At 73.1% G+C, this 21,524-nt stretch carries 17 protein-coding genes and 1 riboswitch; of the genes, 8 read left to right on the top strand and 9 right to left on the bottom strand.

Annotated features, from left to right (window positions below):
- The first annotated feature begins 61 nt into the window (after positions 1-61).
- Entirely contained in the window at positions 62-826 is a 765-nt protein-coding gene (locus AB0I89_RS04885; protein WP_357120222.1) for a TetR/AcrR family transcriptional regulator, read from the top strand.
- 161 nt (positions 827-987) lie between these two features.
- On the opposite strand, the gene AB0I89_RS04880 is transcribed toward AB0I89_RS04885, so the two are convergent.
- Entirely contained in the window at positions 988-1,809 is an 822-nt protein-coding gene (locus AB0I89_RS04880; protein ID WP_357120796.1) for a helix-turn-helix transcriptional regulator, read from the bottom strand.
- 138 nt (positions 1,810-1,947) lie between these two features.
- Between AB0I89_RS04880 and AB0I89_RS04875 the strand changes: the two genes are divergently transcribed.
- From AB0I89_RS04875 to AB0I89_RS04865, 3 genes are all read left to right on the top strand, one after another.
- Entirely contained in the window at positions 1,948-2,868 is a 921-nt protein-coding gene (locus AB0I89_RS04875; RefSeq protein ID WP_357120220.1) for an SDR family NAD(P)-dependent oxidoreductase, read from the top strand.
- Positions 2,869-2,942: 74 nt separating this feature from the next.
- Positions 2,943-4,145, top strand: a complete 1,203-nt coding sequence (locus AB0I89_RS04870) for a low temperature requirement protein A (protein ID WP_357120217.1) — start codon at positions 2,943-2,945, stop codon at positions 4,143-4,145.
- Between the two features lie 49 nt (positions 4,146-4,194).
- Complete coding sequence (locus AB0I89_RS04865) at positions 4,195-6,318, top strand: hypothetical protein (RefSeq protein ID WP_357120214.1); 2,124 nt, start codon at positions 4,195-4,197, stop codon at positions 6,316-6,318.
- A gap of 12 nt (positions 6,319-6,330) precedes the next feature.
- On the opposite strand, the gene AB0I89_RS04860 is transcribed toward AB0I89_RS04865, so the two are convergent.
- The 3 genes from AB0I89_RS04860 to AB0I89_RS04850 all read right to left on the bottom strand — a co-directional run bounded on the left by AB0I89_RS04860 (position 6,331) and on the right by AB0I89_RS04850 (position 8,316).
- Positions 6,331-6,720 (bottom strand): hypothetical protein, encoded by a 390-nt coding sequence (locus AB0I89_RS04860; RefSeq protein ID WP_357120212.1) that lies wholly within the window; start codon positions 6,718-6,720, stop codon positions 6,331-6,333.
- Positions 6,717-7,166: a hypothetical protein gene (locus AB0I89_RS04855; RefSeq protein WP_357120209.1), complete on the bottom strand. Its 450-nt coding sequence runs from the start codon at positions 7,164-7,166 to the stop codon at positions 6,717-6,719. Before AB0I89_RS04855 ends, AB0I89_RS04860 begins: the two co-directional genes overlap by 4 nt.
- Positions 7,167-7,425: 259 nt before the next feature.
- The gene (locus tag AB0I89_RS04850) at positions 7,426-8,316 is read right to left on the bottom strand and encodes an alpha/beta hydrolase (protein WP_357120206.1); all 891 of its coding nucleotides are present in this window, start codon (positions 8,314-8,316) and stop codon (positions 7,426-7,428) included.
- A gap of 126 nt (positions 8,317-8,442) precedes the next feature.
- On the opposite strand from AB0I89_RS04850, the gene AB0I89_RS04845 reads away from it, so the two are divergent.
- From AB0I89_RS04845 to AB0I89_RS04835, 3 genes are all read left to right on the top strand, one after another.
- Positions 8,443-11,835, top strand: a complete 3,393-nt coding sequence (locus AB0I89_RS04845) for a BTAD domain-containing putative transcriptional regulator (protein ID WP_357120203.1) — start codon at positions 8,443-8,445, stop codon at positions 11,833-11,835.
- Positions 11,836-11,950: 115 nt separating this feature from the next.
- Positions 11,951-13,525 (top strand): Na+/H+ antiporter, encoded by a 1,575-nt coding sequence (locus tag AB0I89_RS04840; protein WP_357120200.1) that lies wholly within the window; start codon positions 11,951-11,953, stop codon positions 13,523-13,525.
- 132 nt (positions 13,526-13,657) lie between these two features.
- Positions 13,658-14,953: a hypothetical protein gene (locus AB0I89_RS04835; RefSeq protein ID WP_357120197.1), complete on the top strand. Its 1,296-nt coding sequence runs from the start codon at positions 13,658-13,660 to the stop codon at positions 14,951-14,953.
- A 9-nt stretch (positions 14,954-14,962) separates the two neighbouring features.
- Here the strand turns inward: AB0I89_RS04835 and AB0I89_RS04830 are convergent, their stop codons facing one another.
- From AB0I89_RS04830 to AB0I89_RS04815, 4 genes are all read right to left on the bottom strand, one after another.
- Complete coding sequence (locus AB0I89_RS04830; protein WP_357120194.1) at positions 14,963-15,697, bottom strand: amino acid ABC transporter ATP-binding protein; 735 nt, start codon at positions 15,695-15,697, stop codon at positions 14,963-14,965.
- Complete coding sequence (locus AB0I89_RS04825; protein ID WP_357120191.1) at positions 15,694-16,467, bottom strand: amino acid ABC transporter permease; 774 nt, start codon at positions 16,465-16,467, stop codon at positions 15,694-15,696. The genes AB0I89_RS04830 and AB0I89_RS04825 overlap by 4 nt, the downstream gene beginning before the upstream one ends.
- Positions 16,468-16,512: 45 nt before the next feature.
- Positions 16,513-17,262: an ABC transporter substrate-binding protein gene (locus AB0I89_RS04820; RefSeq protein ID WP_357120188.1), complete on the bottom strand. Its 750-nt coding sequence runs from the start codon at positions 17,260-17,262 to the stop codon at positions 16,513-16,515.
- Positions 17,263-17,669: 407 nt separating this feature from the next.
- A riboswitch (SAM riboswitch) is annotated at positions 17,670-17,781 on the bottom strand.
- 86 nt (positions 17,782-17,867) lie between these two features.
- Entirely contained in the window at positions 17,868-19,874 is a 2,007-nt protein-coding gene (locus AB0I89_RS04815) for an amino acid transporter (RefSeq protein ID WP_357120185.1), read from the bottom strand.
- 134 nt (positions 19,875-20,008) lie between these two features.
- On the opposite strand from AB0I89_RS04815, the gene corA reads away from it, so the two are divergent.
- The gene (gene corA, locus AB0I89_RS04810; protein ID WP_357120182.1) at positions 20,009-21,139 is read left to right on the top strand and encodes a magnesium/cobalt transporter CorA; all 1,131 of its coding nucleotides are present in this window, start codon (positions 20,009-20,011) and stop codon (positions 21,137-21,139) included.
- A 7-nt stretch (positions 21,140-21,146) separates the two neighbouring features.
- Here corA and AB0I89_RS04805 read toward each other — a convergent pair whose 3' ends face one another.
- On the bottom strand, positions 21,147-21,332 hold the full coding sequence (locus AB0I89_RS04805; RefSeq protein ID WP_357120179.1) for a hypothetical protein: 186 nt from the start codon (positions 21,330-21,332) through the stop codon (positions 21,147-21,149).
- Between the last annotated feature and the right edge of the window lie 192 nt (positions 21,333-21,524).

Raw genomic sequence — 21,524 nt, 5'->3', positions numbered from 1 at the left:
CCACCTGTGGACCGCGCCGGCACCGTACCGCGTACGCCCGCGTTGTTAGGATGGCCGGACCATGGCGACTGAGCGCAAGCCGACCGCGGACCCGGCCCGCAGCCTGGCGATCCTCTGGCGCACCCGGGAACCGACCAGCCGCGGCGCCGGGCAGGGGCTCACCGTCGACCGGATCGTCCGGGCCGCCATCGACATCGCCGACGCCGAGGGGCTCGACGCGGTGACCATGCGTCGGGTCGCCGAGGCGCTGGGGGTGGGCACCATGTCGGTCTACACATACGTGCCGGGCAAGGCCGAACTCGTCGACGTCATGATCGACACCGCGTACGGCGAGATGCCGCGTTCCGCCGCCGAGGGGGACTGGCGGGCCCGGCTGGAACGGATTGCCCGGGACAACCTGGCGCTCTACCAGCGGCACCGGTGGATGGTGCGGGCCGTGACCACCCGCCCGGTGCTCGGGCCGCACCTGGTGGCCAAGTACGACCACGAACTCGGCGCGGTCGCCGACATCGGGCTCTCCGACGTCGAGATGGACGCCGTGCTCACCCTCGTGCTCGGGCACGTGAAGAGTTCCGCGCGCGCCGCCTCCGAGGTGGTCGACCTGGAACGGGAGACCGGCATGACCGACGGCCAGTGGTGGCAGTCGCACGCGCCCTGGCTGGAAACGTTCCTGAACCCCGACAGCTACCCGACCGCGTCGCGGGTCGGCACGGCGGCCGGCCAGCAGCACGGCGCCGCCTACGGCCCGGAGTACGCCTTCGAGTTCGGCCTGCAACGCGTCCTCGACGGCATCTCGGTGGTGGTCGCCGAGCGGGCGGCCGACTAGGGCCTGTTTCATAAGGGCGGTCGAGCCGAGGCGGAGTCCGGGCGGCGATCCGGCAAGGCGCGGTGGCGTCCGGATACCGGTGTTGTATCCGGACACCACCGCAACGCCGCCGGTCGTCGTCCGGGCCCGCCGCAGGCCGACCAGTTCTTATGAAACAGGCCCTAGCCGTCCAGCGCGGGGACGGCGTTGCCGAGCCGGGCGAGGGAGCGGGCGGACGGGCTGCCCGGCTCGGCGTGGTAGACGACCAGCGACTGGGTCGTGCCGCTGATCGTCAGCTTCTCGTAGCGCAGCTCCAACTCGCCCACCTGCGGATGGCGGAACACGCGCAACCCGCCGCCCGCGCGGGCGGTGACGTCGTGGCGCGCCCACAGCCGCCGGAACAACTCGCTGCCGGCCGTCAACTCGTCGACCAGCTCGGTGAGCCGCGGATCGTCCACCTCCGCTCCCACCTGCGCGCGCAGGCCCGCCACCGCGCTGGCGGCGACCGCCTCCGGGGCCGGGTAGAGCGCCGGCACGCGCGGGCCCAGGAAGACCTCGCGCAGCAGGTTCACCCCGACCCGGTAGCTCGGTGTCAGCGCGGTCGCCATCGGGTTGGCGAAGAGGACGTCCAGGTGTCGGCCGTGCACGAAGGCCGGCGTTTGCGCCCAGGAACCCACCAACTGCCGGATGCCCACCGGTACCCGCTCCGGGCGTCGTGCCGGGCGCTCGGGCGGGGCGTGCCCACCGAGGCGGCGCAGGTGCGCGGTGGCCTCCGTGTCCAACAGCAGCGCCCGGGCCAGCGCTTCGAGCACCTGGGCCGACGGGTTGCGGTCCCGGCCCTGCTCCAACCGCAGGTAGTAGTCGGCGCTGATGCCGGCGAGCAGGGCCACCTCCTCGCGTCGCAGCCCCGGCACCCGTCGGCGACCATGTGCCGGCAGACCGACGTCACCCGGCCCGACCAGCTCGCGCCGGGCACGCAGGTACTCGCCCAGCGGGCCGGCCATGCTCACCAGCCCATCGTAGGAGCGCCCGCCGCCGCCCAGCCTGGTCCTGCCACTACCAGGAAAACCGGTAACCCGGATATCGCCGTCCGGCCGGGTGACAGTGGGTCGCATACGGATTCCGAGAGAGATGGGACAAAGATGACCAAGCTCATCACGACGCCGTTCGGTTTCGCCTCGACCGCCGACGAGGTGCTGGCCGGAGTTGACCTGACCGGCAAGCGGGCCGTCATCACCGGCGGCGCGGCCGGCATCGGCATCGAGACCGCCCGCTCCCTGGCCGCCGCCGGCGCCGAGGTGGTGCTCGCGGTGCGTCGCGTCCCGGCCGGCGAGGAGGCCGCAAGGAACATCGCGGCCAGCGTCGGCGCGGACCGGGTCACGGTCCGCGAGCTGGATGTGGCCAACCAGGACTCGGTACGCCGGTTCGTCGCCGGCTGGGAGGGGCCGCTGCACATTCTGATCAACAATGCCGGGATCATGGCGCTGCCCGAGTTGGAGCGCACCACCGAGGGCTGGGAGATGCAGTTCGCCACCAACTTCGTGGGGCACTACGCGCTGACCGTCGGCCTGCACGACGCCCTCGCCGCCGCCGGTGGCGCCCGGGTCGTGTCGGTCAGCTCCAGCGGCAACCTCTTCTCCCCGGTGATCTTCGACGACCTGCACTTCGCGTTCCGGCCGTACGACCCGCTCCTGGCGTACGGGCAGTCCAAGAGCGCCGAGGCCCTGCTCGCCGTCGAGGCCGACCGTCGCTGGGCCGCCGAGGGCATCCACGCCAACGCCTTGAACCCGGGCGCGATCGCGACCGGGCTGCAGAAGCACACCGGCGGGCTGCGTACCCCGAAGGAGCGGCAGAAGACCCCGCAGCAGGGTGCCGCCACCTCGGTGCTGCTCGCCGCGTCCCCGCTGCTCGACGGCGTCGGCGGTCGCTACTTCGAGGACTGCGCCGAGGCCCCGGTCCGGACCGAGCGACCCGCCGACTACACCGGTGTGGCGGCGTACGCCCTCGACCCGGGCAACGCCGAGCGCCTCTGGAACGTGGCGGCGGACCTGATCGCCCGCTGACCCCGGAACCCGCCCGAGCGGGGCCCTGCGGATGGTACGACTGGGTCGGCGGGTGACGTCCGGGAAGGGGGGCGATGGCGAACGGGCTTCCCGGGCGGCTGCTCCAGAAGCGGGAGGACCCCCGGCGGACCTCGTTCCTGGAGCTCTTCTTCGACCTGGCCTTCATCTTCGCGTTGACCCGGCTGTCCCGGGCGGTGGTCGACGACCCCAGCGTCAACGGTGGCTTCCAGGTCATGGTGATGCTGGCGGCGATCTGGTGGGTGTGGTTCGTGACCGCGTGGTCGGCGGACTGGTTCGACCCCCGGGCGCCGCTGATCGTCGTACTCCTGCTCTGGGTGATGTTCGGCGGCCTGCTGATGGCCGCGGCCGTGCCCACCGCGTTCGGCTCGCACGCCGCGCTGTTCGCCAGCGCCTACGTGGCGATCCACGTCGGCCGGGGCGCCCTGCTGATCCCGGCGCTGCGCGGGCACCCGCTGCAACTGCGGAGCCTGCGGGTGGCGATCTGGTTCGCGATCTCCGGTGCGATGTGGTTGGTGGGCGCGGCCGTCGCGCCGGCCCGGGAGGTGCTCTGGACCCTCGCCCTGGTGCTGGAGTACTCCCTGGCCCGGCTGCGTTGGCCGTTTCCGTGGCTCGGGCGCAGCTCGTGGCCGGACCTCCAGGTCAACGGTGAGCACCTCTCCGAGCGGTACCAGCAGATCTTCATCATCGCGTTGGGCGAGCTGATCCTGTTCGCCGGCATCGCCTACAGCGACGCCGGCCTGCACGTCGAGAGCACGCTGGCCTTCGCCCTGGCGTTCGTCACCGCGGTGGCCCTCGCCCGGCTCTACCTGGTGCCGGCCGGCTCGCGGCTGGGCGCGAGCATCATGGCGGCCGGTCCGCCCGGCAGCAAGCTGGCGCTGCTCGCCGGCTACCTGCACCTGCTCATGATCGCCGGCGTCCTGGCCACCTCGGTGGCCATGGAGATGACGATCGAGAACCCCCGCACCGAGGAGACGGCGCAACTGGCCCTCGGCATCGTCGGCCCGGCGCTGTTCCTGACCGCCCGGATCCTGCTCGCGTGGGCGGTCGACGGCAGCCGGCCCTGGGCACGCCTGGTGGGCGTGCCGGCGATCATCGGGTTCGGGTTCGCGACCCAGCGGCTTCCGCACGTCGCCAACAGCGCCGTCGTCGCCGGGGTGCTGGTGCTGATCGTCCTGATCGACGGGACGCCCGGCCTCCGGCGCTCCGCCGCCAGCAGCAGGCGGGACGGCAGGCCCGATCCCCGGCGGCCCGGGTAACCCGCCGATGTCAGCACCGCGACGGGATGCCCCACCACGATCCGCCGACGTGGTGGAGTTGCGCGTGCACGGCGTGTCGGGGGCGGAACCCTCGGTCGTTCTGGGCTCGGCGTCGGCCCGCCAGGTCGCGGGCGACGATCGTGGCGGCTTCTACCGGCCGGATGGGCCGGGCCGCGACGCCCCCGACGGGTTGACGCTCGAGGCGTACCGCTGGGGTGATCTGCCCTCGGACACGGTAGCCCGGACGATCTCCATGGTCCTGCTGCTGCCGTTCATGCTCAGTAACGCGGCGGCGTGGATGCGACCCACCGGCGAGCGCGCCGCCGGAGTCACCGTCCTCAGCCGGCTCCTCGCGCTCAACCTCACCCTGGTGTACGTGGTGTCCATCGCCGGGGTCGCCCTCGACCTGCTCGCCTGGCGTTGTCTCGGCGCGACACCCTGCCGGGCGCCCTTCGACACGCTGTTCGGGCTGGACGACCGACACGTCGGGCAGCGGCTGGCGGTGTTGGCGTTGCTGCCGATCGCCGCCGTGGGGCTGCTGCGACTGCTCGGGACCCGCCGTCGCCGACTGTCCGGCAGCCCGCTCTGGGCCGTGGAGCCGCTGGTGGAGCGGTTGCGGGCGATCCACGTCGCCGCCGCGCTCGGCGTACTCGATCTGCTGCTGCTCACGGCCCGGCGGGCCGGCGGCGCGACGGTCGGGACGAACCTGTTGCTGGCGTCCACCGCGGCGGTCCTGGTGGCCTGCGTCGGTCTGCTCGCCGTCCCCGGCCTGATCGACCGGGCCGCGACCGCGCGGACGGCGACCGTGACCGCCCGCGCCACCGCCGTGGCGGCGGCCGCCCTGACCGTGGCGACCCTCGTCGTCGTCGTGGGCGACGGGCGGGGCTGGCCGGCGTCGGGCGGACTCCCCGGCTACGGCGGGATCGCGGGCGGCACGCTGTTCGGCCAGATGGCCTTGCTGGTGTTGCTCAGTGCACTGGTGTTGGGGCGACGGGGTCGCGCTCGCGGTCGCCGGGCGCTGCCGGGAGGCGCGGGCGCCGCGGTTATCGCGGCCATCGCGGTCGGCCTGGCTGGCGCTCTCGCCTCCGGCCTGGTCTACCAGAGCGGGGTGCTGCTCGGCGGATATCGCGGTGACGGCGGGCCGCCGTTGCCGTACCGCTGGACGGTGCTGGCCTTCTTCCTGCACGTCGACGCGGCGGTGCTGTTGGGTGTGGTGCTGACCCTCCTGTCGCGTCGGCGTCGCCGCCGCGCGGCGGCGACGATCACCACCCGCGATTTTCCCGCGCCGCCGCCGGGGGCGACCGTGCGGTTGCGACAGGTCACCAAGGCCGTGGCCCGTGCGCGGTTCACCGAGTGGCTGGGCCTGCTGGCCGGCACCTACGCGGTGCTCGCCCTGATCGGGCTGGCCACGAGTCTGCTCGGGCAGTTCGGACGCGAACCGGACGAGCTGGCGTGGCGGGTTCTCGGCCTACCGGCCGGTGTGGTCGGGATGGGCCTGGCGGGAGGCACCTACCTCGTCGCCGCAGTGGCTCTGGCGCTGCTGTCCGGCGGCCTGTTCGCGTACCGGACGGCGTGGTTCCGCCGGCACGTCGGGATCCTGTGGGACCTGGGCACCTTCTGGCCCCGGGCCGCCCACCCGTTCGCGCCGCCGAGCTACGCCGACCGGGCGGTACCGGAGTTGGCCGACCGGATCGGCCACCTGGCCGAGCGGCACGCCGGAGTGCTGCTGTGCGGGCACAGTCACGGTTCGGCGCTGCTGGCGCTCGCGGTGCTGCGGCTGCCGCCGGCCGCGCGGCGACGGGTCGCGCTGCTGACCTACGGCTCCCCACTGGACCGCCTCTACGCCCGGCTCTTCCCCGCCTACCTCGACGACAGGACGCTGCGTCAGGTGGGGGAGCGGGTCGGATGGCGGTGGGTCAACCTGTGGCGGGACACCGATCCGGTCGGCGGCTGGATCTTCGCCGCGCACCGACCCGGCGATCCTTCGCCGGACCCCACCGACCCCGCCGGTCGCGTCGACCGGCGGCTGCGGGATCCGGACGGCCTGCTGCCGGCACCCGGCGAGCGCCGGCCTCCGCCGCTGCGCGGGCACCACCCGGGCGAGTCCGACCCGGCGTTCCGGGCGGTCGTACGTGACCTCGTCGGCCGGCTCCGCGGCGCCGACGCGGAGTGAACAGTGCGCGCGTCACTCGGGGATCCGGTCGGACTCCGCCACCACCGCGCGCACCCTGCGCAGCGTGGCGTCCGGCGCGCGGATCGCCGCCCGCCACCGGTCCAACGTGCGGTTCAGCACGCGGACGACGAACTGCAACTGGTTGACCTGCTCGCGCAGCGTCCCCAGCTCGGTGCGGGCGTGCAGCGCCTCGCCCTCCAGTTCGGTGATCCGGGTCTGGAGCGGCTGCACCAGGGTGAGGGCGGCCTCGGTGAGGGTGTCGGCGGCATCGGCTTTGAACTTGCCTCGCTGGACCAGCACGGTGGCGATCGCGGCCAGGCCGGTCGAACCGCCGAGGATGCCGAGCACGCTGAGCGCCACCTGCACCCAGTGCGGCGCGGTTGGCGCGGGGGAGGTGTTCATGGTGCACTTCCCTGTAGTTCTTCGTAGCTCACACATTCACATGCACGGACGAGACGGCGTAGGTCGACGGCGAGTTGCCAGGCCCGCCACAGCGATCCGACCGTCACCGCGACGATGAACGACGAGGCGACCAGGGACTGCTGGCTCCAGAGGGCGACCAGGGCCACTGCGTACATGCCGGTGATCGTGCCGAGCACCAGGATCGCCGCGAGTTCCATGCCGAGCCCGGTGGAGAGCCGGCCCGGCCACGACAGGCCCAGCAGCCCACAGACACCCGCCGTGATCAGACCGATCTCCCAGGCGACCTGCAGCGGCGTGGGCATGGACGTCTGGACGGAGGCCGGCCGCACGTCGAGGAGCACCATGAGGAGGCCGCAGACGGGCGCCATGCCCAGGACAGCGACCTCGTACGGCTGCTGGTGGAACCGGCTACGCAGATACCTCACGGCAACTCCCTGGCGAAGACCCTGCCGCCTGCCGGCCACCAGAGAGGGCGGCTTGGTCCGGGACCGGCGGTGGTGGAGAGACGATGGTCGAGGAGATGACCGACGTGCCGTCGTTGGTCGCCGATATCTGCCTGTGTATCACCGCCGACCGGTTTGCGTCCACCTGGTGTAACGTCGTATTTCCGCAGGTCAGAGCATTCGGGGGTGGGTGGCCGGGCGGTCTGCGGCAACCCGGCCACCCCTCGACCGCTCGTTACATTCAGTGTCGGATATCCAACTCCCCGTGGCCGCGTAGCGCCCCCACCACGACGGCCGGCGCCTCCTCGGCCATGAAGTGCCCGTAGGTGACGGTCTGGTGCGAGAGGTCCGGCGCCCAGGCCCGCCACACGGCTGCCGCGTCGTAGCCGAGAGCGGCCCCCCAGTCCTGCTGAAGCACGGTCACCGGCATCCGCAGCCGGTTGCCGCCCGCCCGGTCGGCCTCGTCGTGCGCGACGTCGATCGCCGCGGACGCCCGGTAGTCGGCGACGATCGAGGTCACCGCCTCGCGCGACGCGCGCAGGTATTCGGCGCGCACGTCGGCCGGCAGCGCGTCCGGGTCCCGGGTCCAGACGTCGAGGAAGTGGCCGAAGAACGCGTCCGGGCTGCCAGCGATCAGCTTCTCGGGCAGGCCGGGCGGCTGCGCCATCAGGTAGAGGTGGAAGGCGACGGAGGCGTCGACCCCGTGCAGCACATCCCACATGTCCAGGGTGGGTAGCACGTCGAGCAGGGTGAGCCGGCTGATCGCCGCCGGGTGGTCGAGGCCGGCGCGGAACGCCACGAGAGCGCCCCGGTCGTGCCCGGCCAGGGCGAAGCGGTCATGGCCGAGCGCGTGGGCCAGCGCCACGACGTCGGCGGCCATGGTCCGCTTCGAGTACGCGGTGCCGTCGCCGTCCACGGGCTTGTCGCTCTCGCCGTAGCCGCGCAGGTCCGGGCAGATGACGGTGTGGTCGGCGGCGAGGTCGGCCGCGACGTGCCGCCACATGAGGTGGGTCTGCGGGAAGCCGTGCAACAGCACGATCGGTGGCCCGGAGCCGCCCACGGCGGCGCTGAGCGTCACGCCGTCGGCGACGGTGACGCGCTGGTAGTCGAATCCGTTGATCCTCGGCTGCACGGGTGAGCCTTCCTGGTGAGCGGGTCCGGCGCGGGGGGATGCCCGTCGTCGGCGTACGTCATCGAGCCTGCCCGGGGGTGATCAGCGGACGGTCAGTGTCGGATCAGTGCGGGCTAGATTGAGGCCATGACCAGGCAGCCGACGGCACCGGTGACGTTCGGCGTGCTCGGGCCGGTGACCGCCGTCGCCGGGACCGGCCCGGTTCCGCTGCGGGGGCACCGGCAGCGCCTGGTGCTGGCCCGGTTGCTCATCGCCGGTGGCCGGGTGGTGCCGGTGGAACGTCTCGTCGACGACCTGTGGGAGGTTCCGCCGGAGCGCGCGGTGGGCGCGATCCGGACGTTCGTCGCCGACCTCCGCCGGGCGTTGGAGCCCGACCGGCCGCCCCGGCAGCCATCTGGCCTCCTGGTCACCGAGCCCTCGGGGTACGCGCTGCGGACCACCCAGGACGCGGTGGACGCCGACCGTTTCGAGGCGGCGGTCGGCGAGGCCGGTCGGTTCCTGACGGCGGAGCTGCCTGCGCCGGCCCTCGCGGCGCTGGACGCGGCGCTCGGGCTGTGGCGTGGGCCCGCGTACGCGGACTGCGTGGGCGAGGGCTGGGCCGTGGCGGAGGTCAACCGGCTGGACGAGCTGCGGATGCTCGCCATGGAACGGCGGGCCGAGGCGCTGCTCGCGCTCGGTCGGCCGGACGAGGCCGCCGCCGACCTGCCCGGCCACCTCGCCGCCCATCCGCTGCGCGAGGACGCCTGGCGGCTGCTCGCCCTGGCCCGGTACCGCGCCGGCCGACAGGGCGAGGCGCTGGCCGCCCTGCGCGAGGCCCGCGCCGTCCTGGTGGCGGAGCTGGGGGTGGACCCGGGCCCCGAGTTGCGCCGGCTGGAGGCCGACATCCTCACGCAGGCTCCACACCTCATCGTCACCCCCACGGTGGCCGTTGCGGACCGGGCCGGAGCCGTCCCCGACGGCGGATCGGCGTCACCACGGCCGTTCGTCGGGCGGGACGCGGAGCGGAAGCGGCTGCGGCGTGCCGCCGAGGCCGCCACCCGTTCCGGGCGGCCCACGCTCGCTCTGCTCAGCGGCGACCCGGGCGCCGGCAAGACGGCCCTGGCCGAGGCGCTGACGCGAGAGTTGGCCGCCGAGGGCTGGACCACGGCGTGGGGCCGCAGCCCCGAGTACGAGGGCGCCCCGGCCGCCTGGCCGTGGACCCAGATCGTCGAAGCGCTCACCGGCTCGGACGAGCCGTCCACTCCGGGCGGCGTGTCGTCCGCGCCGGGCGGCGTGTCGTCCGCTGCGGGCGGTGTGTCGTCCGACGGCGGGGCGGCGGACGCCGACAGCGTCGATGATCCCGCCGTGGCCCGGTTCCGCCGACACCGCGCGGTGGCGTCGGTGCTCTCCGCCGCTGCCGACCGGGGCCCGCTGCTGCTGGTCCTGGACGACCTGCACCGGGCCGACGGTGACACGTTGGACCTGCTCACCGCACTGCTCGCCGGGCCGCAACCCGCCACCGGCCCGGTGCTGGTCCTGGGCACGTACCGGGCCACCGAGATCACCGGGGGGTTGACCGCCGCCCTGGCCCGCGCCGCCGGGCTCGAACCCGTGCGGGAGTACCTCGCAGGCCTGTCCCTGGAAGCCACCGGCGAACTGGCCCGCGCCGTCGCCGGCACCGAACTGACCCCGCCCGCCGTCGCGCTGATCCACCGCCGCAGCGCGGGTAACCCGTTCTTCGTCCGGGAGCTGGTCCAGCTCTACGCCGAGGCGGGCGGCGCGGCGCTGGAGGCGGTACCGCCCGGGGTGCGCGACGTCATCCGGCACCGCCTCGCGCAGCTGCCCCCACCAACCCGTACCGTGCTGCGGCAGGCGGCGGTGCTCGGCCGGGACGTCGACCCCGCCGTGCTCGGCGCGTTGACCGACGACCCGGCGGTGCTGCTGGACGCCGTCGACCGCGCGTTGCAGGCCGGCTTCCTGACCGAGCAGGCGTCCGACGGGCGGCTACGGTTCACCCACATCCTGGTCCGCGACACGCTCTACGCCGACCTGTCCGCGCCGCGCCGCGCCGCCTGGCACGCCGCCGTGGCCGAGGCGTTGCAGCGGCACCAGCCCGTCGACCCCGCCACGCTCGCCCACCACCTGCTGTCCGCCGGGGGGCCGACGGCCGCCCGCCGGGCCGCCGACTACGCCCGTACCGCCGCCGAACGGGCCGAACGTGGCGGCAACCCGCACGAGGCCACCCGGCTGTGGGCGCAGGTCGTCGAGGCGTACGACCGGGCCGGGGGGACCGAGCGGCGCGAACGGCTGACGGCTCTGCTCGGCCTCGGGCGCTCGCTGGCGGTGACGGGTCGGCTGGCCGAGGCGCGGCGTCACCGTGCCGAGGCGATCGCCGACGCCGAGGCGCTCGGTGACGCCCGACTGACCGCCCAGGTGCTGGCCGGTTTCGACGTGCCCGCCATCTGGACCCGCAACGACGACGACCCGCTCTCCGAGCGGATCGTCCGCGCCGCCGAGCACGCCCTGACCGGCCTCGGCCCGTCCGGATCGGCGCACCGCAGTCGGCTGCTGAGCACCCTCGCGCTGGAACTGCGGGGCGTCACCGATGACCGTGGCCGCCGCGCCGCCGTCGAGGCCGAACGGATCGCCCGGACCCTCGACGACCCCGGGCTGCTGGCCTTCGCGCTGAACGCGCGCTTCATGCACGCCTTCGACCGCGTCGGGCTGGCCGATGTCCGGGCCCGGATCGGCGCCGAGCTGGTCGACCTCGCCGCCCGGCGGCACCTGGTGACCTTCGAGGTGCTGGGCCACCTCATCCTGCTCCAGGCGTGCTGCGCGCGGGCCGACCGGACCGGCGCGGACGAGCACGCGCGCGCCGCCGACCGCCTGGCGCAGCGGTACGAGCTGCCGCTCGTCGGTGTCTTCACCGGCTGGTACGCCGCGCTGCGTCTGGCGTGGGTCGGTGACCGGGGCGCGGCGGTGACCGCGTACCGGAGCGCCGCCGAGCGGCTGCCGACCGACGGCATGCCGGGCCTGGCCCAGGGGCTGCTGCCGCTCGCGCTGCTCGGCCTGCGCCTGGCCGACGCCGTCGACTACCCGGCGGATGATCGGTTGGTACCCGCCGACGGGCGGCCGGTGGACGGTCTCGGCGACGAGGACTGGGCGGGGCTGGACTGGGGCCCGCACGAGCCGTGGGTCCGACCGCTGCTGCTCGCCCACTCCGGTGACCGCGGCGCCGCCGTGTCGGCGTTGCGGGCCGTCCCGGACGGGCCACACGACCTGCTGCGCGAGGTGCGACTGTGCCTCGTCGCCCGGGCTGCGCTCGCCCTGGACGACCGGCCCGCCATCGAGCGCGCCGCCGCCGCGCTCCGGCCGGCCGCCGCCGAACTGGCCGCCGGCAGCGGCGTGCTCACCGCCGGACCGGTCGCCGGGCACCTGGCCGATCTCGCCGCCGCGCTCGGCCACGACGAGGAGGCCGGCACGCACCGCCGCACCGCCCGCCTGCTCACCGCGCGCGTCCGCGCAGTCGACCCGACCTGAGCACTGCCGCGCTCGGCAGCCGGCGACTTGCCGGTTCCGGTGGAACCGGCAACCGGTGTGCGGTCAGATGGAACCACCGGCCTGCGCCGCCAATCGGGGATCTAGGGGGTACGCCGTGCAGGGGCTCGTGCTGATCGTGGTGCTGGGCGTCACCGTCCTGATCGGCACCACCCTCGGCGGCCGCTACCGGGTCGCGCCGCCGGTGCTGCTCATCGCGTTCGGAGTGCTGCTCGGGCTCGCGCCGCCGCTGTCCGACCTGGTCCTGGAACCGGACCTGGTACTGCTGATCTTCCTGCCGGCGATCCTCTACCGGGAGAGCCTGACCATCAGCCTGCGGGAGATCCGGGCCAACCTGCCGGTGATCGGGCTGCTCGCCGTCGTGCTCGTGGTCCTCACCATGATCACCGTCTCCCTGACCGCCCAGGCGTTCGGCGTGAACCCCGCCGCCGCCTGGGTGCTCGGCGCGGTCCTCGCGCCGACCGATGCCGCCGCGGTCACCGGTCTGGCCAAGCGGCTGCCCCGCAAGCTCCTCACCACCCTGCACGCCGAGAGCCTGATCAACGACGGAACCGCCCTGGTGATCTTCGCGGTGACCGTGGGCCTGCTCACCCAGCGCGGGGAACCGGGGGCGCTGGGCATCGGCGAGGAGTTCGTCGGGGCCAGCCTCGGCGGGGTGGTCGCCGGTCTGCTGGTGGGCGTCATCGTGGTGTTGATCCGCAAGCGGCTCGACGATCCGCTGCGCGAGGGCGCGCTGAGCGTCCTGACGCCGTTCGCCGCCTTCCTGCTCGCCAGCGCGGTGCACGCCAGTGGTGTGCTGGCCGTCGTGGTCGCCGGTCTGGTGCTCGCGTACGCCGGCCCACGGGTCATCCGCGCCCGCTCCCGGGTGCTGGCGTACGCGTTCTGGGACCTGTCCACCTTCCTGATCAACGGCGGCCTGTTCGTGCTGCTCGGCACCCAGATTCCCCGCGCCGTGCGCGGCATCGTCAGCACCTCGCCCCCGAGGGCCGTGCTGATCGTGCTCGCGGTGACGCTCGCCGTGGTGCTCACTCGGTTGGGCTTCGTCTACCTGACGTCGCAGTCGGTGCGGCTGCGGCGTCTTCGGATGGCGGAGCAGGAGCGCACGACACCGAGTTGGCGGGTCGGCACGGTCGCGGGCTGGTCCGGTTTCCGGGGCGCCGTGTCGCTCGCCGCCGCGCTGGCCGTGCCGACGATGACGGTCTCCGGTCGTCCGGTGGTCGAGCGGGATCTGATCATCTTCGTCACGGCGCTGGTGATCGTCCTGATCATGCTGGTGCAGGGCACCACGCTGCCGCTGGTGGTGCGCTGGGCGGGCCTGTCCGGCGACCCCGAGCGCGTCGACGAGACCCGACACGCCCGCCGCCGTGCCACCCAGGCCGGCCTGGACGCCCTGCCCGGAGTCGCCGAGAAGGTGGGGGCCGAGGAGGAGGCCGTACGCCGGCTGCGCGCCGAGTACCAGCGACACCTGGCCGACCTCAACGAGACCGGTGGTCGGACCGCTCAGGAGCGCAAGCTGGAGCTCCGGCTGCGTCTCGGCGTCCTCGCCCACAAGCGACGGGAGCTGACGCGGCTGCGCGACAACCGGGAGATCGACGACCTGGTGCTCCAGGAGCTCCAGTCGGCGTTGGACAACGAGGAGATCCGACTGCTGGGCCGCAACCCGAACGAGTGACCAGCGGCGGTATCCCGTGACGGATTGGTGACATGGGCTCGGCCGGGTACGGGGCATTCGGGCAGGTCGTCGGCGGGTACGGTGAAAGCCATTCGGCGATCGTCGATGCGTTCGGTCCGGGTGGGGGTGTCCATGACCAGCGGGGCGAGCGCGGCCGAGCCGCGGGTGGTCACCGAGCGGCAGTTCCTCGACGAGCTGGCCTCGGTCACCCGCGAGCGTGTCGCCACCGGGTTTCTCTACCTGATGGCGCAGGAGGGTGCCGTCGTCGGCGTCCAGTGGGAACAGCCCGGCGTGGACCACCTCCGGCGCTACCGCGTCCGCGACGCTTGCCCGCACTGCGTAGTCCTCGCCGCCGTGGTGACCCTCGCCCCCGTGCTGCCGCTGGACGGGCTGCGGGCCGGTCGCGCCCGGCCGCAGTACGAGACGGTCCTGCGTACCGGACGGTTGCCCCACCTGGCGTTCGCCCGTCCGCCAGGACCACCCGGGGCGAGCTGGCTGGGCGACTGCCACGCGGTCGACGGTGACCCGCACTCCGACGCCGACTGCCCGAGGCACGCCGTGCCCGCGCCCACCGGTGACCCGTTGGCGCTGCGCCCCGGGTCGCTGCCCCGGGCCGTACGGGAGCTGTATCCGCACGACGGCGCGGCCACCGCCGACCTGGCGCGGCGGCTACGGATCGCCCAGGACTGGCGGGCGGACGCGCAGGCCGTGGCGAGTGGTATCCGCGAAGCGGCGGCGACCTGGGCGTTCCTGCGTAACTCCTGCGTGCTGGCTGTGCCCGTGCCCGGCGCCAACGGCCTCGTGCTCACGCTGCCGCCGGGGCGTCCCCCGGACGACCGGCCGCTCGGCGAGCTGCACGAGGCGACCGTACGCGCCCTGCCCTCCGGCGGCCCGGTGCCCTACCAGGAGCTGGCCTGCCTGCTGCCCGAGCCGGCGTCGACGACGCAGCGCCTGCCGACGTACGCAGGTGCGGTGGACCTGACCGCCGCCGCGCCGGTGCGGACGCTGCGGCTGCCGACGCCGCGCCGGCCGCTGAGCACCACCGGCCGGGGTGTGCTGCTGCTCTACGAGGCCCGGCACGCCATGGGCCGGCACGTGGCGAGCGCGCCGGTGCGCGACAGCGCGTACTGGGATTCCGAGGCGGCGTTGAACGTCTTCGAGTTCACCCTGCTGGAACGGGTCGCCGGGCGGCACTACCAGGAGGCGGTGGCCGCCTACCTCCAGGCGTTGCGGCGCGAGGGTGACCTGCTCGCGCGCCCGCACAAGGTGCTCGACCGACGTCGCCGCAAGGCGTTGTCGCTCGCGTTCGGCGGGCTGGACGACGAGGAGCTGCACCTGTGGGCGTCGGTGGCCTACCGCAACGCCATCCTGGAACTGCTCGGCGACCTGCAGGCGTTCGCCGCGCACCTGCGCCACCAGGCTGGCTGAGCGGTCTCCTCAGAGCACCTGGGCGAGGAAGCTTCGCAGCCGGGGATGCTCGGCCCCCTCGAAGATCCGCTCCGGCGGGCCGGCCTCCAGCACCACGCCCCGGTCCATGAAGGCCACGGTGTCGGCGACCTGCCGGGCGAAGCCCATCTCGTGGGTGACCACCACCATGGTCATTCCGGCGGCGGACAGGTCGGCCATCACCCCGAGGACCCCCTTGACCAGCTCCGGGTCGAGCGCCGAGGTGGCCTCGTCGAAGAGCATCACCTCGGGTCGCAGCGCCAGCGCCCGGGCGATCGCCACCCGCTGCTGCTGACCGCCGGAGAGCTGCGCGGGCCGGGCGTCGGCCTTGCCGGCGAGCCCCACCAGCTCCAACTGCGCGCGGGCGACCTGGACCGCCTCGTCCTGGCCGAGCTTGCGCAGTCGGCGCAGCGCCAGCGTGACGTTGCGCAGCACGCTCAGGTGCGGAAAGAGGTTGAACTGCTGGAACACCATGCCGACCCGCTGGCGTAGCGCGTCCGGGTCGTCCCGCAGCACGCTGCGTCCGTCCAGCAGCACGTCGCCGCGGTCGGGTTCGATGAGGCGGTTGAGCGTACGCAGCAGGGTGGACTTGCCCGAACCGGACGGTCCGATCACGCAGGCCGTCGCGCCGCGGGGCACGGTCAGGTCGACGCCGCGCAGCACGCGGTTCGGCCCGAAGGCCAGGTGGACGTCGCGCGCCTGCACGCTCACCGAGGTCGTGGTCATCGCCGGTCTCCCTGCGTCGTGGCGGGCAGCGCCGTGTCGTCGTCCTCGTCGTCCGGCGCGGTGGCCGGGCGGCCGTGGCGCAGCCGCCGGTCGATCCAGTTGACGAGGTGGGTCAGCGGGACGGTCAACGCCAGGTAGAACAGGCCCGCCAGCAGCAGCGCGGATTCGTTCCCGGTGGTGGCCGCGTAGTCCTGCCCGATCCGGAACAGCTCGCGCTGGCTGGCCACCAGGCCGAGGAAGTACACCAGACTGGAGTCCTTGATCAGCGCGATGAGCTGGTTGACCCAGGCGGGCAGCACCCGCCGGATGCCCTGCGGGATGATCACCAGCCGCATCGCGTCGGCCCAGGAGAAGCCGAGCGCCCGGGCGCCCTCCAGTTGGGCGGCCTCCACCGACTGGATGCCGGAGCGGAAGATCTCCCCGATGTACGCGGCGGCGATCAGCGACAGCGCGAGGATGCCCAGCGGGTACGGTTCCGGTCCCCAGACCCGCATGCCCAGCGGCGCCAACCCGACGCCGATCAGCAGGATCGTCGCCGCGGCCGGCAGCCCTCGGAACACGTCCGTGTAGACGCGCGCCGGCCAGCGTAGCCACCGACTGCGGGAGATGCCGGCCACGGCCAGCAGCAGACCCAGCACCGTGCCGAGCAGGGCGGCGGAGACCGCCAGGATCAGCGTGTTGGGCAGCCCGACGGTCAGCATCTCGGGCAACGCCTCGCGCATCGCGTCGACGTCGAAGAACGTTTCCCAGAGGGTGCTCAACGGATCCATCGTTCGCCTCTCCTGCCGCCCTGCTCGCTCGTCACCGCCGGCCGCTCAGGAGGCGGCCGACGCGGACGCCGACGGTTGCGCCGACCCGGACGCGGACGGGGCTGTCGCCTTGCCGCTGCCCGGCTTGAAGTCCGCCGGGATCGGCCGGCCCGGGTAGTACTGCGCCTGCAACCGGCTCCAGGTGCCGTCGGCGATGACCTCGTCGAGGGCCTTGTTCAGCGCCTCGCGCAGCTTGTCGCTGCCCTTGGCGACGGCGTACGCGGTCGGCGCCGGGCTGAGCTGCTTGGCCGCCACGGTGATCTTGCCGTTGCTGTCGGCGGCGGACTTCTCGCCGATCTCGGCCGGTGCGATCCAGGCGTCGGCCGTGCCCGCCTTGAGCTGGTTGATCGCGCCGTTGTAGTCCGGCACGCGGACCGGGTCGAGCTGCTTGCCGGTGGCGTAGTCGTCCTGGACGGTGCCCTGCACCACCACGACACGCTCGCCGGTGAGCTGGTCGAATCCCTTGATCGGCGAGCCGGCCGGCACGTCCAGCCCGAAGTAGCCGAAGTCGTACCCGTTGCCGAAGTCGACGGTCTTCTTGCGCGCCTCCGTGATGGTGATCGAGGAGCTGCCGACGTCGAACTTGTGGTTGTTGACCTGGGAGAGCAGCGCGGAGAAGTCGGTGCCGACGAACTCCACCTTCAGGCCGAGCTTGCCGGCCACGGCGGTCAGCAGGTCGTTGTCGAAGCCGGTGAACTTGCCGTCCTTGAGGTACACGTTGGGCGGGGCGTCGGTCAGCGTGCCGGCCCGCAGCACACCCGGCTGCGCCAGACCGTACGGGTTCCCGCCGCCACTCCCCGAAGAGTCACCTCCACCCGAGCAAGCACCCAGCAAACCAACGGTCAACAAAGAAACCCCAACAGCAACAAAACGAGAAGAAATACGCATAACTAACTCCAAAGGGATGCGTCGATCCCGTCGATCATGAAGTTATTGCCGCGACACGCCGGTCAGGCGGGCAACAACTTCATGATCGACGCGAAGAAGGGTGGGGCGGGGTGGGGAGGGGTCAGCGCTTTAGGCGGCGGTACACGCCGCGCTGCGCATTCGCATCAGGTCCACGTGGCGGCGCCGGGTCAGGGCCGGCGTACGCCGGACGGCCGGTGGCGTGGGGCTGAGGATGTGCATGCGGTCTCCCGGGTCTTGGTGCTGACCTGGGTGCCAGGCCACGCTTGCACCGACGTCCCGCCGGTGCCTGGTCTTCACCCGGGGCACCCCACCGCGGAGGAGGGTTGCCGGCCAGCGAGCCGGGGCTTCGCGCTGGCACTCATGACCTGCGCCGAGGCTAGCAGCAGCCACCGGTCGGTCGTCCAGCCGATATGACCACCCTCACCGGCCGCGACCCGCGCTCGGCGAGCCGGTCAGCCGGCGTGCACGTGGGGCCGGCGCGTCCGGTCCGGCTCCTGGCGGCGCAGGATCTCCCGGGTGACCGAGACGATCTCGCCCTGCCCGAACGCCAGGTAACGCAGCACGTTGCGGGCCGGGCCGCCCTCGGTCCACTCGAAGTAGATGTGGGGGCGGCGCGTGCTGCGGTCGCGGATCTCCAACAGCAGCGCGGCCAGCGCGTTGGGCACCGAGGAGCTGGCCAGGCTGAGCACCGGGAAACGGTCGTGCGCCACGCTGCCGCGTACCAGCAACCCCGTCTCGAAGTCCGACGGATCGGTGACCCGGACCTCGACGAAGATCACGTCGCTGTCGTCGGGGAAGTCGTTGTCCGCCATGGTCTGGGCCAGCTTGTCGCGGTACTCCGCGAGGTCGCGGCGCTCCGGCTCGTGCGCGACCAGGCGGATGCGACGTCCGGAGCGCTCGTCGATCATCGCGCTCGCCAGCTCGTCGAGCTGGACGCGGTCGACCCGCAGCTCGAACGCCCGCGACACCCGCGACAGCGCCGACACCAGGATCATCGCGCCGATGAAGCAGGCGGCGATCTTCACGCCGTCGGGCCGCTCTGCCACGTTCGCCACGGTGGTGTAGACGAACGCCACCGTGATGACCCCGAACGCGACCGCGCGACCGCGCTGACGCCGCCGCCGCGCCGCGAGCGTCACGGCCGTCGCCGCCGAGGTGATCAACACCAGAACCCCGGTGGCGTACGCGCCGCCCTGCGCGTCGACGCTGGCGGAGAAAATGATCGTGATGAGGAACGCCACGCCGGTGAACACCAGGACCAGCGGCCGGACCGCGCGAGCCCACGTCGGCGCCATGCCGTAGCGGGGCAGATACCGGGGTACGAGGTTCAGCAGCCCGGCCATCGCGGACGCCCCCGCGAACCAGAGGATCGCGATGGTGGAGAGGTCGTAGACGGTGCCGAACACCCCGCCGAGATGCTGGTGGGCCAGGTAGGCCAGTGCCCGGCCGTTGGCGGCCCCGCCCGGCCGGAAGGCCTCGGGCGGGATCAGCACGGTGGTGGTCACGCTGCTGGTGATCAGGAAGACGCTCATCGTCGCGGCGGCCGTGGTGAGCAGCCGCCGCGCGCCCCGGATGCGGCCCAACGGCCGGTCCTCCGAGTCTTGGCGGTCCCCTCGGATGTGCGGCATCACCGCCACCCCGGTCTCGAAACCGGACAGACCCAGCGCCAGCTTCGGGAACACGAGCAGGGACAGCCCGACCACCAGCAGGGGATCCCCGTGTCCGGTGGTCAGGGCGTTCGTCCAGTCCCCGACCGCGCTCGGGTGGCTCACCACCCGCCACAGCGCGTCGGCGATCACCACCGCATTCAGCGTCAGGTAGACCGCGACCAGGACGACGGCGATCCCGATGGCCTCGCCGAACCCCTTGAGGAACACCGCGCCGAGCAGCGCCACCAGCAGCAGCGTGATGACCACCTCGTGACCCTTGAGGCCGCTGGGCAGGAACGGGTTCTCGTCGAGGTGGGCGGTCGCGTCGGCCGCGGACAGGGTGATGGTGATGATGAAGTCGGTGGCCGCGAAGCCCAGCAGCACCAGCACGAACAGCTTGCCCGGCCAGTAGCTGAGCAGGCGTACGAGCATCGCGATCGAACCCTCGCCGTGCGGGCTCTCCACCGCCACCCGCCGGTAGACGGGCAGCGCGCCCAGCAGCGTCACCAGCACCAGCACCAGGGTCGCCACCGGCGAGAGCGCCCCCGCCGCCAGCGCCGCGATCCCCGGCTGGTAGCCCAGCGTCGAGAAGTAGTCGACGCCGGTCAGGCACATCACCTTCCACCACGGGTGGTGGCGCTGCTCGGGTGGGCGACCGCCGGGGCCCTGCGGCACCGGCTGCTGCGACTCGTCGGCGAGCAGCCAGCGCCGTACCCGGTCGGTCCGCCGGCCGGCACGCCTGTTCACCTCCACCGGCGTCACCCCCGTCCCGCCCATGGTCACCGCGAGTATCCGCCGTGTGGTCGCCATCCGTCCGGCGGTGTGCGGAAACCGTCCGTCGCGTGCACCGGCCCGGGGCCCCGGGTTTCGGGTCGTAAGCACCGGGGAAGCAGCGCCCCCGTCCCGAACCCCGGGCCGGGCAGCGCCGGGAGGGGAGCGGGCTCGTGGTTGGTGGCCGCCGCTTCCGCCGGGGCGACGGCTTCGGCCGTCAGCTCGACGAGCACGAGGCCCGGGTCGGGGCCGTCCCGCCCGCACAGCCGGGGAGCCCGTCCACCGGCCGTCTGGTGGACAGCGCGGTCTACATCCGCGGACACCGGTTCGCCTCACCGGCCGGTCTCGCCGAGACGTACGCCTGCCTGCAGACGCAGGACCACGCGATGGCCTGGATCGGGTTGTACCGCCCCGACATCGACCAGATCTCCTCGTTGGCGCGCGAGTTCCGTCTGCACGACCTGGCGGTTGAGGACGCGATCAACGCGCACCAGCGGCCCAAGCTGGAACGGTACGGGCACACCCTCTTCGTGGTGCTGCGCGCCGCCCGCTACGACGACCTGCGGGAGGAGGTGGAGTTCTCCGAGCTGCACCTGTTCATCGGGCCCGGTTTCGTGGTCACGGTCCGGCACGGAGAGGCGCCCGACCTGGCCGCGGTACGACGTCGCATGGAGGCCGACGCGCCGATGCTCGCCCGGGGTCCCGAGGCGGTGCTGTACGCGATCCTGGACCAGGTCGTCGACGGGTACGCGCCGGTGGTCGCCGGGTTGGAGAACGACATCGACGAGATCGAGACCCAGGTGTTCGGTGGTGACCCGAACGCCAGCCGGCGCATCTACGGGCTCAGCCGGGAGGTCATCGAGTTCCAGCGGGCCGCCCGCCCACTGCTGGGCATGCTCGACTCCCTGGCGGCCGGCGCCGGCAGCTACGGCACCGACGAGGAGCTGCGCCGCTACCTGCGTGACGTCATCGACCACCTCACCCAGGTGGTGGAGCGGGTGGACGGGTTCCGGCACCTGCTGCAGAACATCCTCACCGTCAACGCCACGCTGGTCTCGCAGCAGCAGAACGAGGAGATGCGCAGCCTCACGGCCGCCAGCTACGCGCAGAACGAGGAGTTGAAGAAGGTCTCCTCGTGGGCCGCGATCCTGTTCGCCCCCACCCTGATCGGCACGGTGTACGGGATGAACTTCGTGCACATGCCCGAGTTGAACTGGCGCTTCGGCTACCTGTTCGCGCTCCTGCTCATGGTGCTGGTCTGCGGCACCCTCTACCTGGTCTTCAAGCGCCGCGGCTGGCTGTGAACGACGCTCACTCGATGCCGCGCAGGATGTGCCGCTCGTCCTCGAGGTCGTCGTCGCCGGCGCCGATGCGACCGAGCAGCACGGCGGCGGCCCAGATGGTCAGCGGGGTGGCGGCACCGGTCAGGCCACCGCCGGTGCGGTCGTGCTTGGTCTGGCTCCGCTCGCTCCGCGGTGGCCTGCGCTGAGCCTGCATGGGCCCTGCCTCTCGTCGTCGAAGCCGTCGCGGGCGACGCGGTGTGCCCCGCGCGCCCGGCCGGGCGACCCGCGCACGCGGGTCGCCACCGGTACGGCATCCACGTCGAACCATCCCACGTCGGGCCGCGTCCGCACCCCCTGTTTTCGGTTTCCCGACTCAGGCCCGCCAAACCGGACAACTTGCCCCGCG

Source organism: Micromonospora sp. NPDC049801, from assembly GCF_040656575.1.
In the GTDB taxonomy this organism is placed as follows: Bacteria; Actinomycetota; Actinomycetes; order Mycobacteriales; family Micromonosporaceae; genus Micromonospora.
This window is presented reverse-complemented; position numbering and strand designations above follow the sequence as displayed.

Bases quoted from the DNA above. Each gene is read 5' to 3' on its own strand.
- AB0I89_RS04885 (WP_357120222.1), top strand. From the start codon at position 62: ATGGCGACTGAGCGCAAGCCGACCGCGGACCCGGCCCGCAGCCTGGCG.
- AB0I89_RS04880 (WP_357120796.1), bottom strand. From the start codon at position 1,809: ATGGCCGGCCCGCTGGGCGAGTACCTGCGTGCCCGGCGCGAGCTGGTC.
- AB0I89_RS04875 (WP_357120220.1), top strand. From the start codon at position 1,948: ATGACCAAGCTCATCACGACGCCGTTCGGTTTCGCCTCGACCGCCGAC.
- AB0I89_RS04870 (WP_357120217.1), top strand. From the start codon at position 2,943: ATGGCGAACGGGCTTCCCGGGCGGCTGCTCCAGAAGCGGGAGGACCCC.
- AB0I89_RS04860 (WP_357120212.1), bottom strand. From the start codon at position 6,720: ATGAACACCTCCCCCGCGCCAACCGCGCCGCACTGGGTGCAGGTGGCG.
- AB0I89_RS04845 (WP_357120203.1), top strand. From the start codon at position 8,443: ATGACCAGGCAGCCGACGGCACCGGTGACGTTCGGCGTGCTCGGGCCG.
- AB0I89_RS04835 (WP_357120197.1), top strand. From the start codon at position 13,658: ATGACCAGCGGGGCGAGCGCGGCCGAGCCGCGGGTGGTCACCGAGCGG.
- AB0I89_RS04830 (WP_357120194.1), bottom strand. From the start codon at position 15,697: ATGACCACGACCTCGGTGAGCGTGCAGGCGCGCGACGTCCACCTGGCC.
- AB0I89_RS04825 (WP_357120191.1), bottom strand. From the start codon at position 16,467: ATGGATCCGTTGAGCACCCTCTGGGAAACGTTCTTCGACGTCGACGCG.
- AB0I89_RS04815 (WP_357120185.1), bottom strand. From the start codon at position 19,874: ATGGCGACCACACGGCGGATACTCGCGGTGACCATGGGCGGGACGGGG.
- AB0I89_RS04805 (WP_357120179.1), bottom strand. From the start codon at position 21,332: ATGCAGGCTCAGCGCAGGCCACCGCGGAGCGAGCGGAGCCAGACCAAG.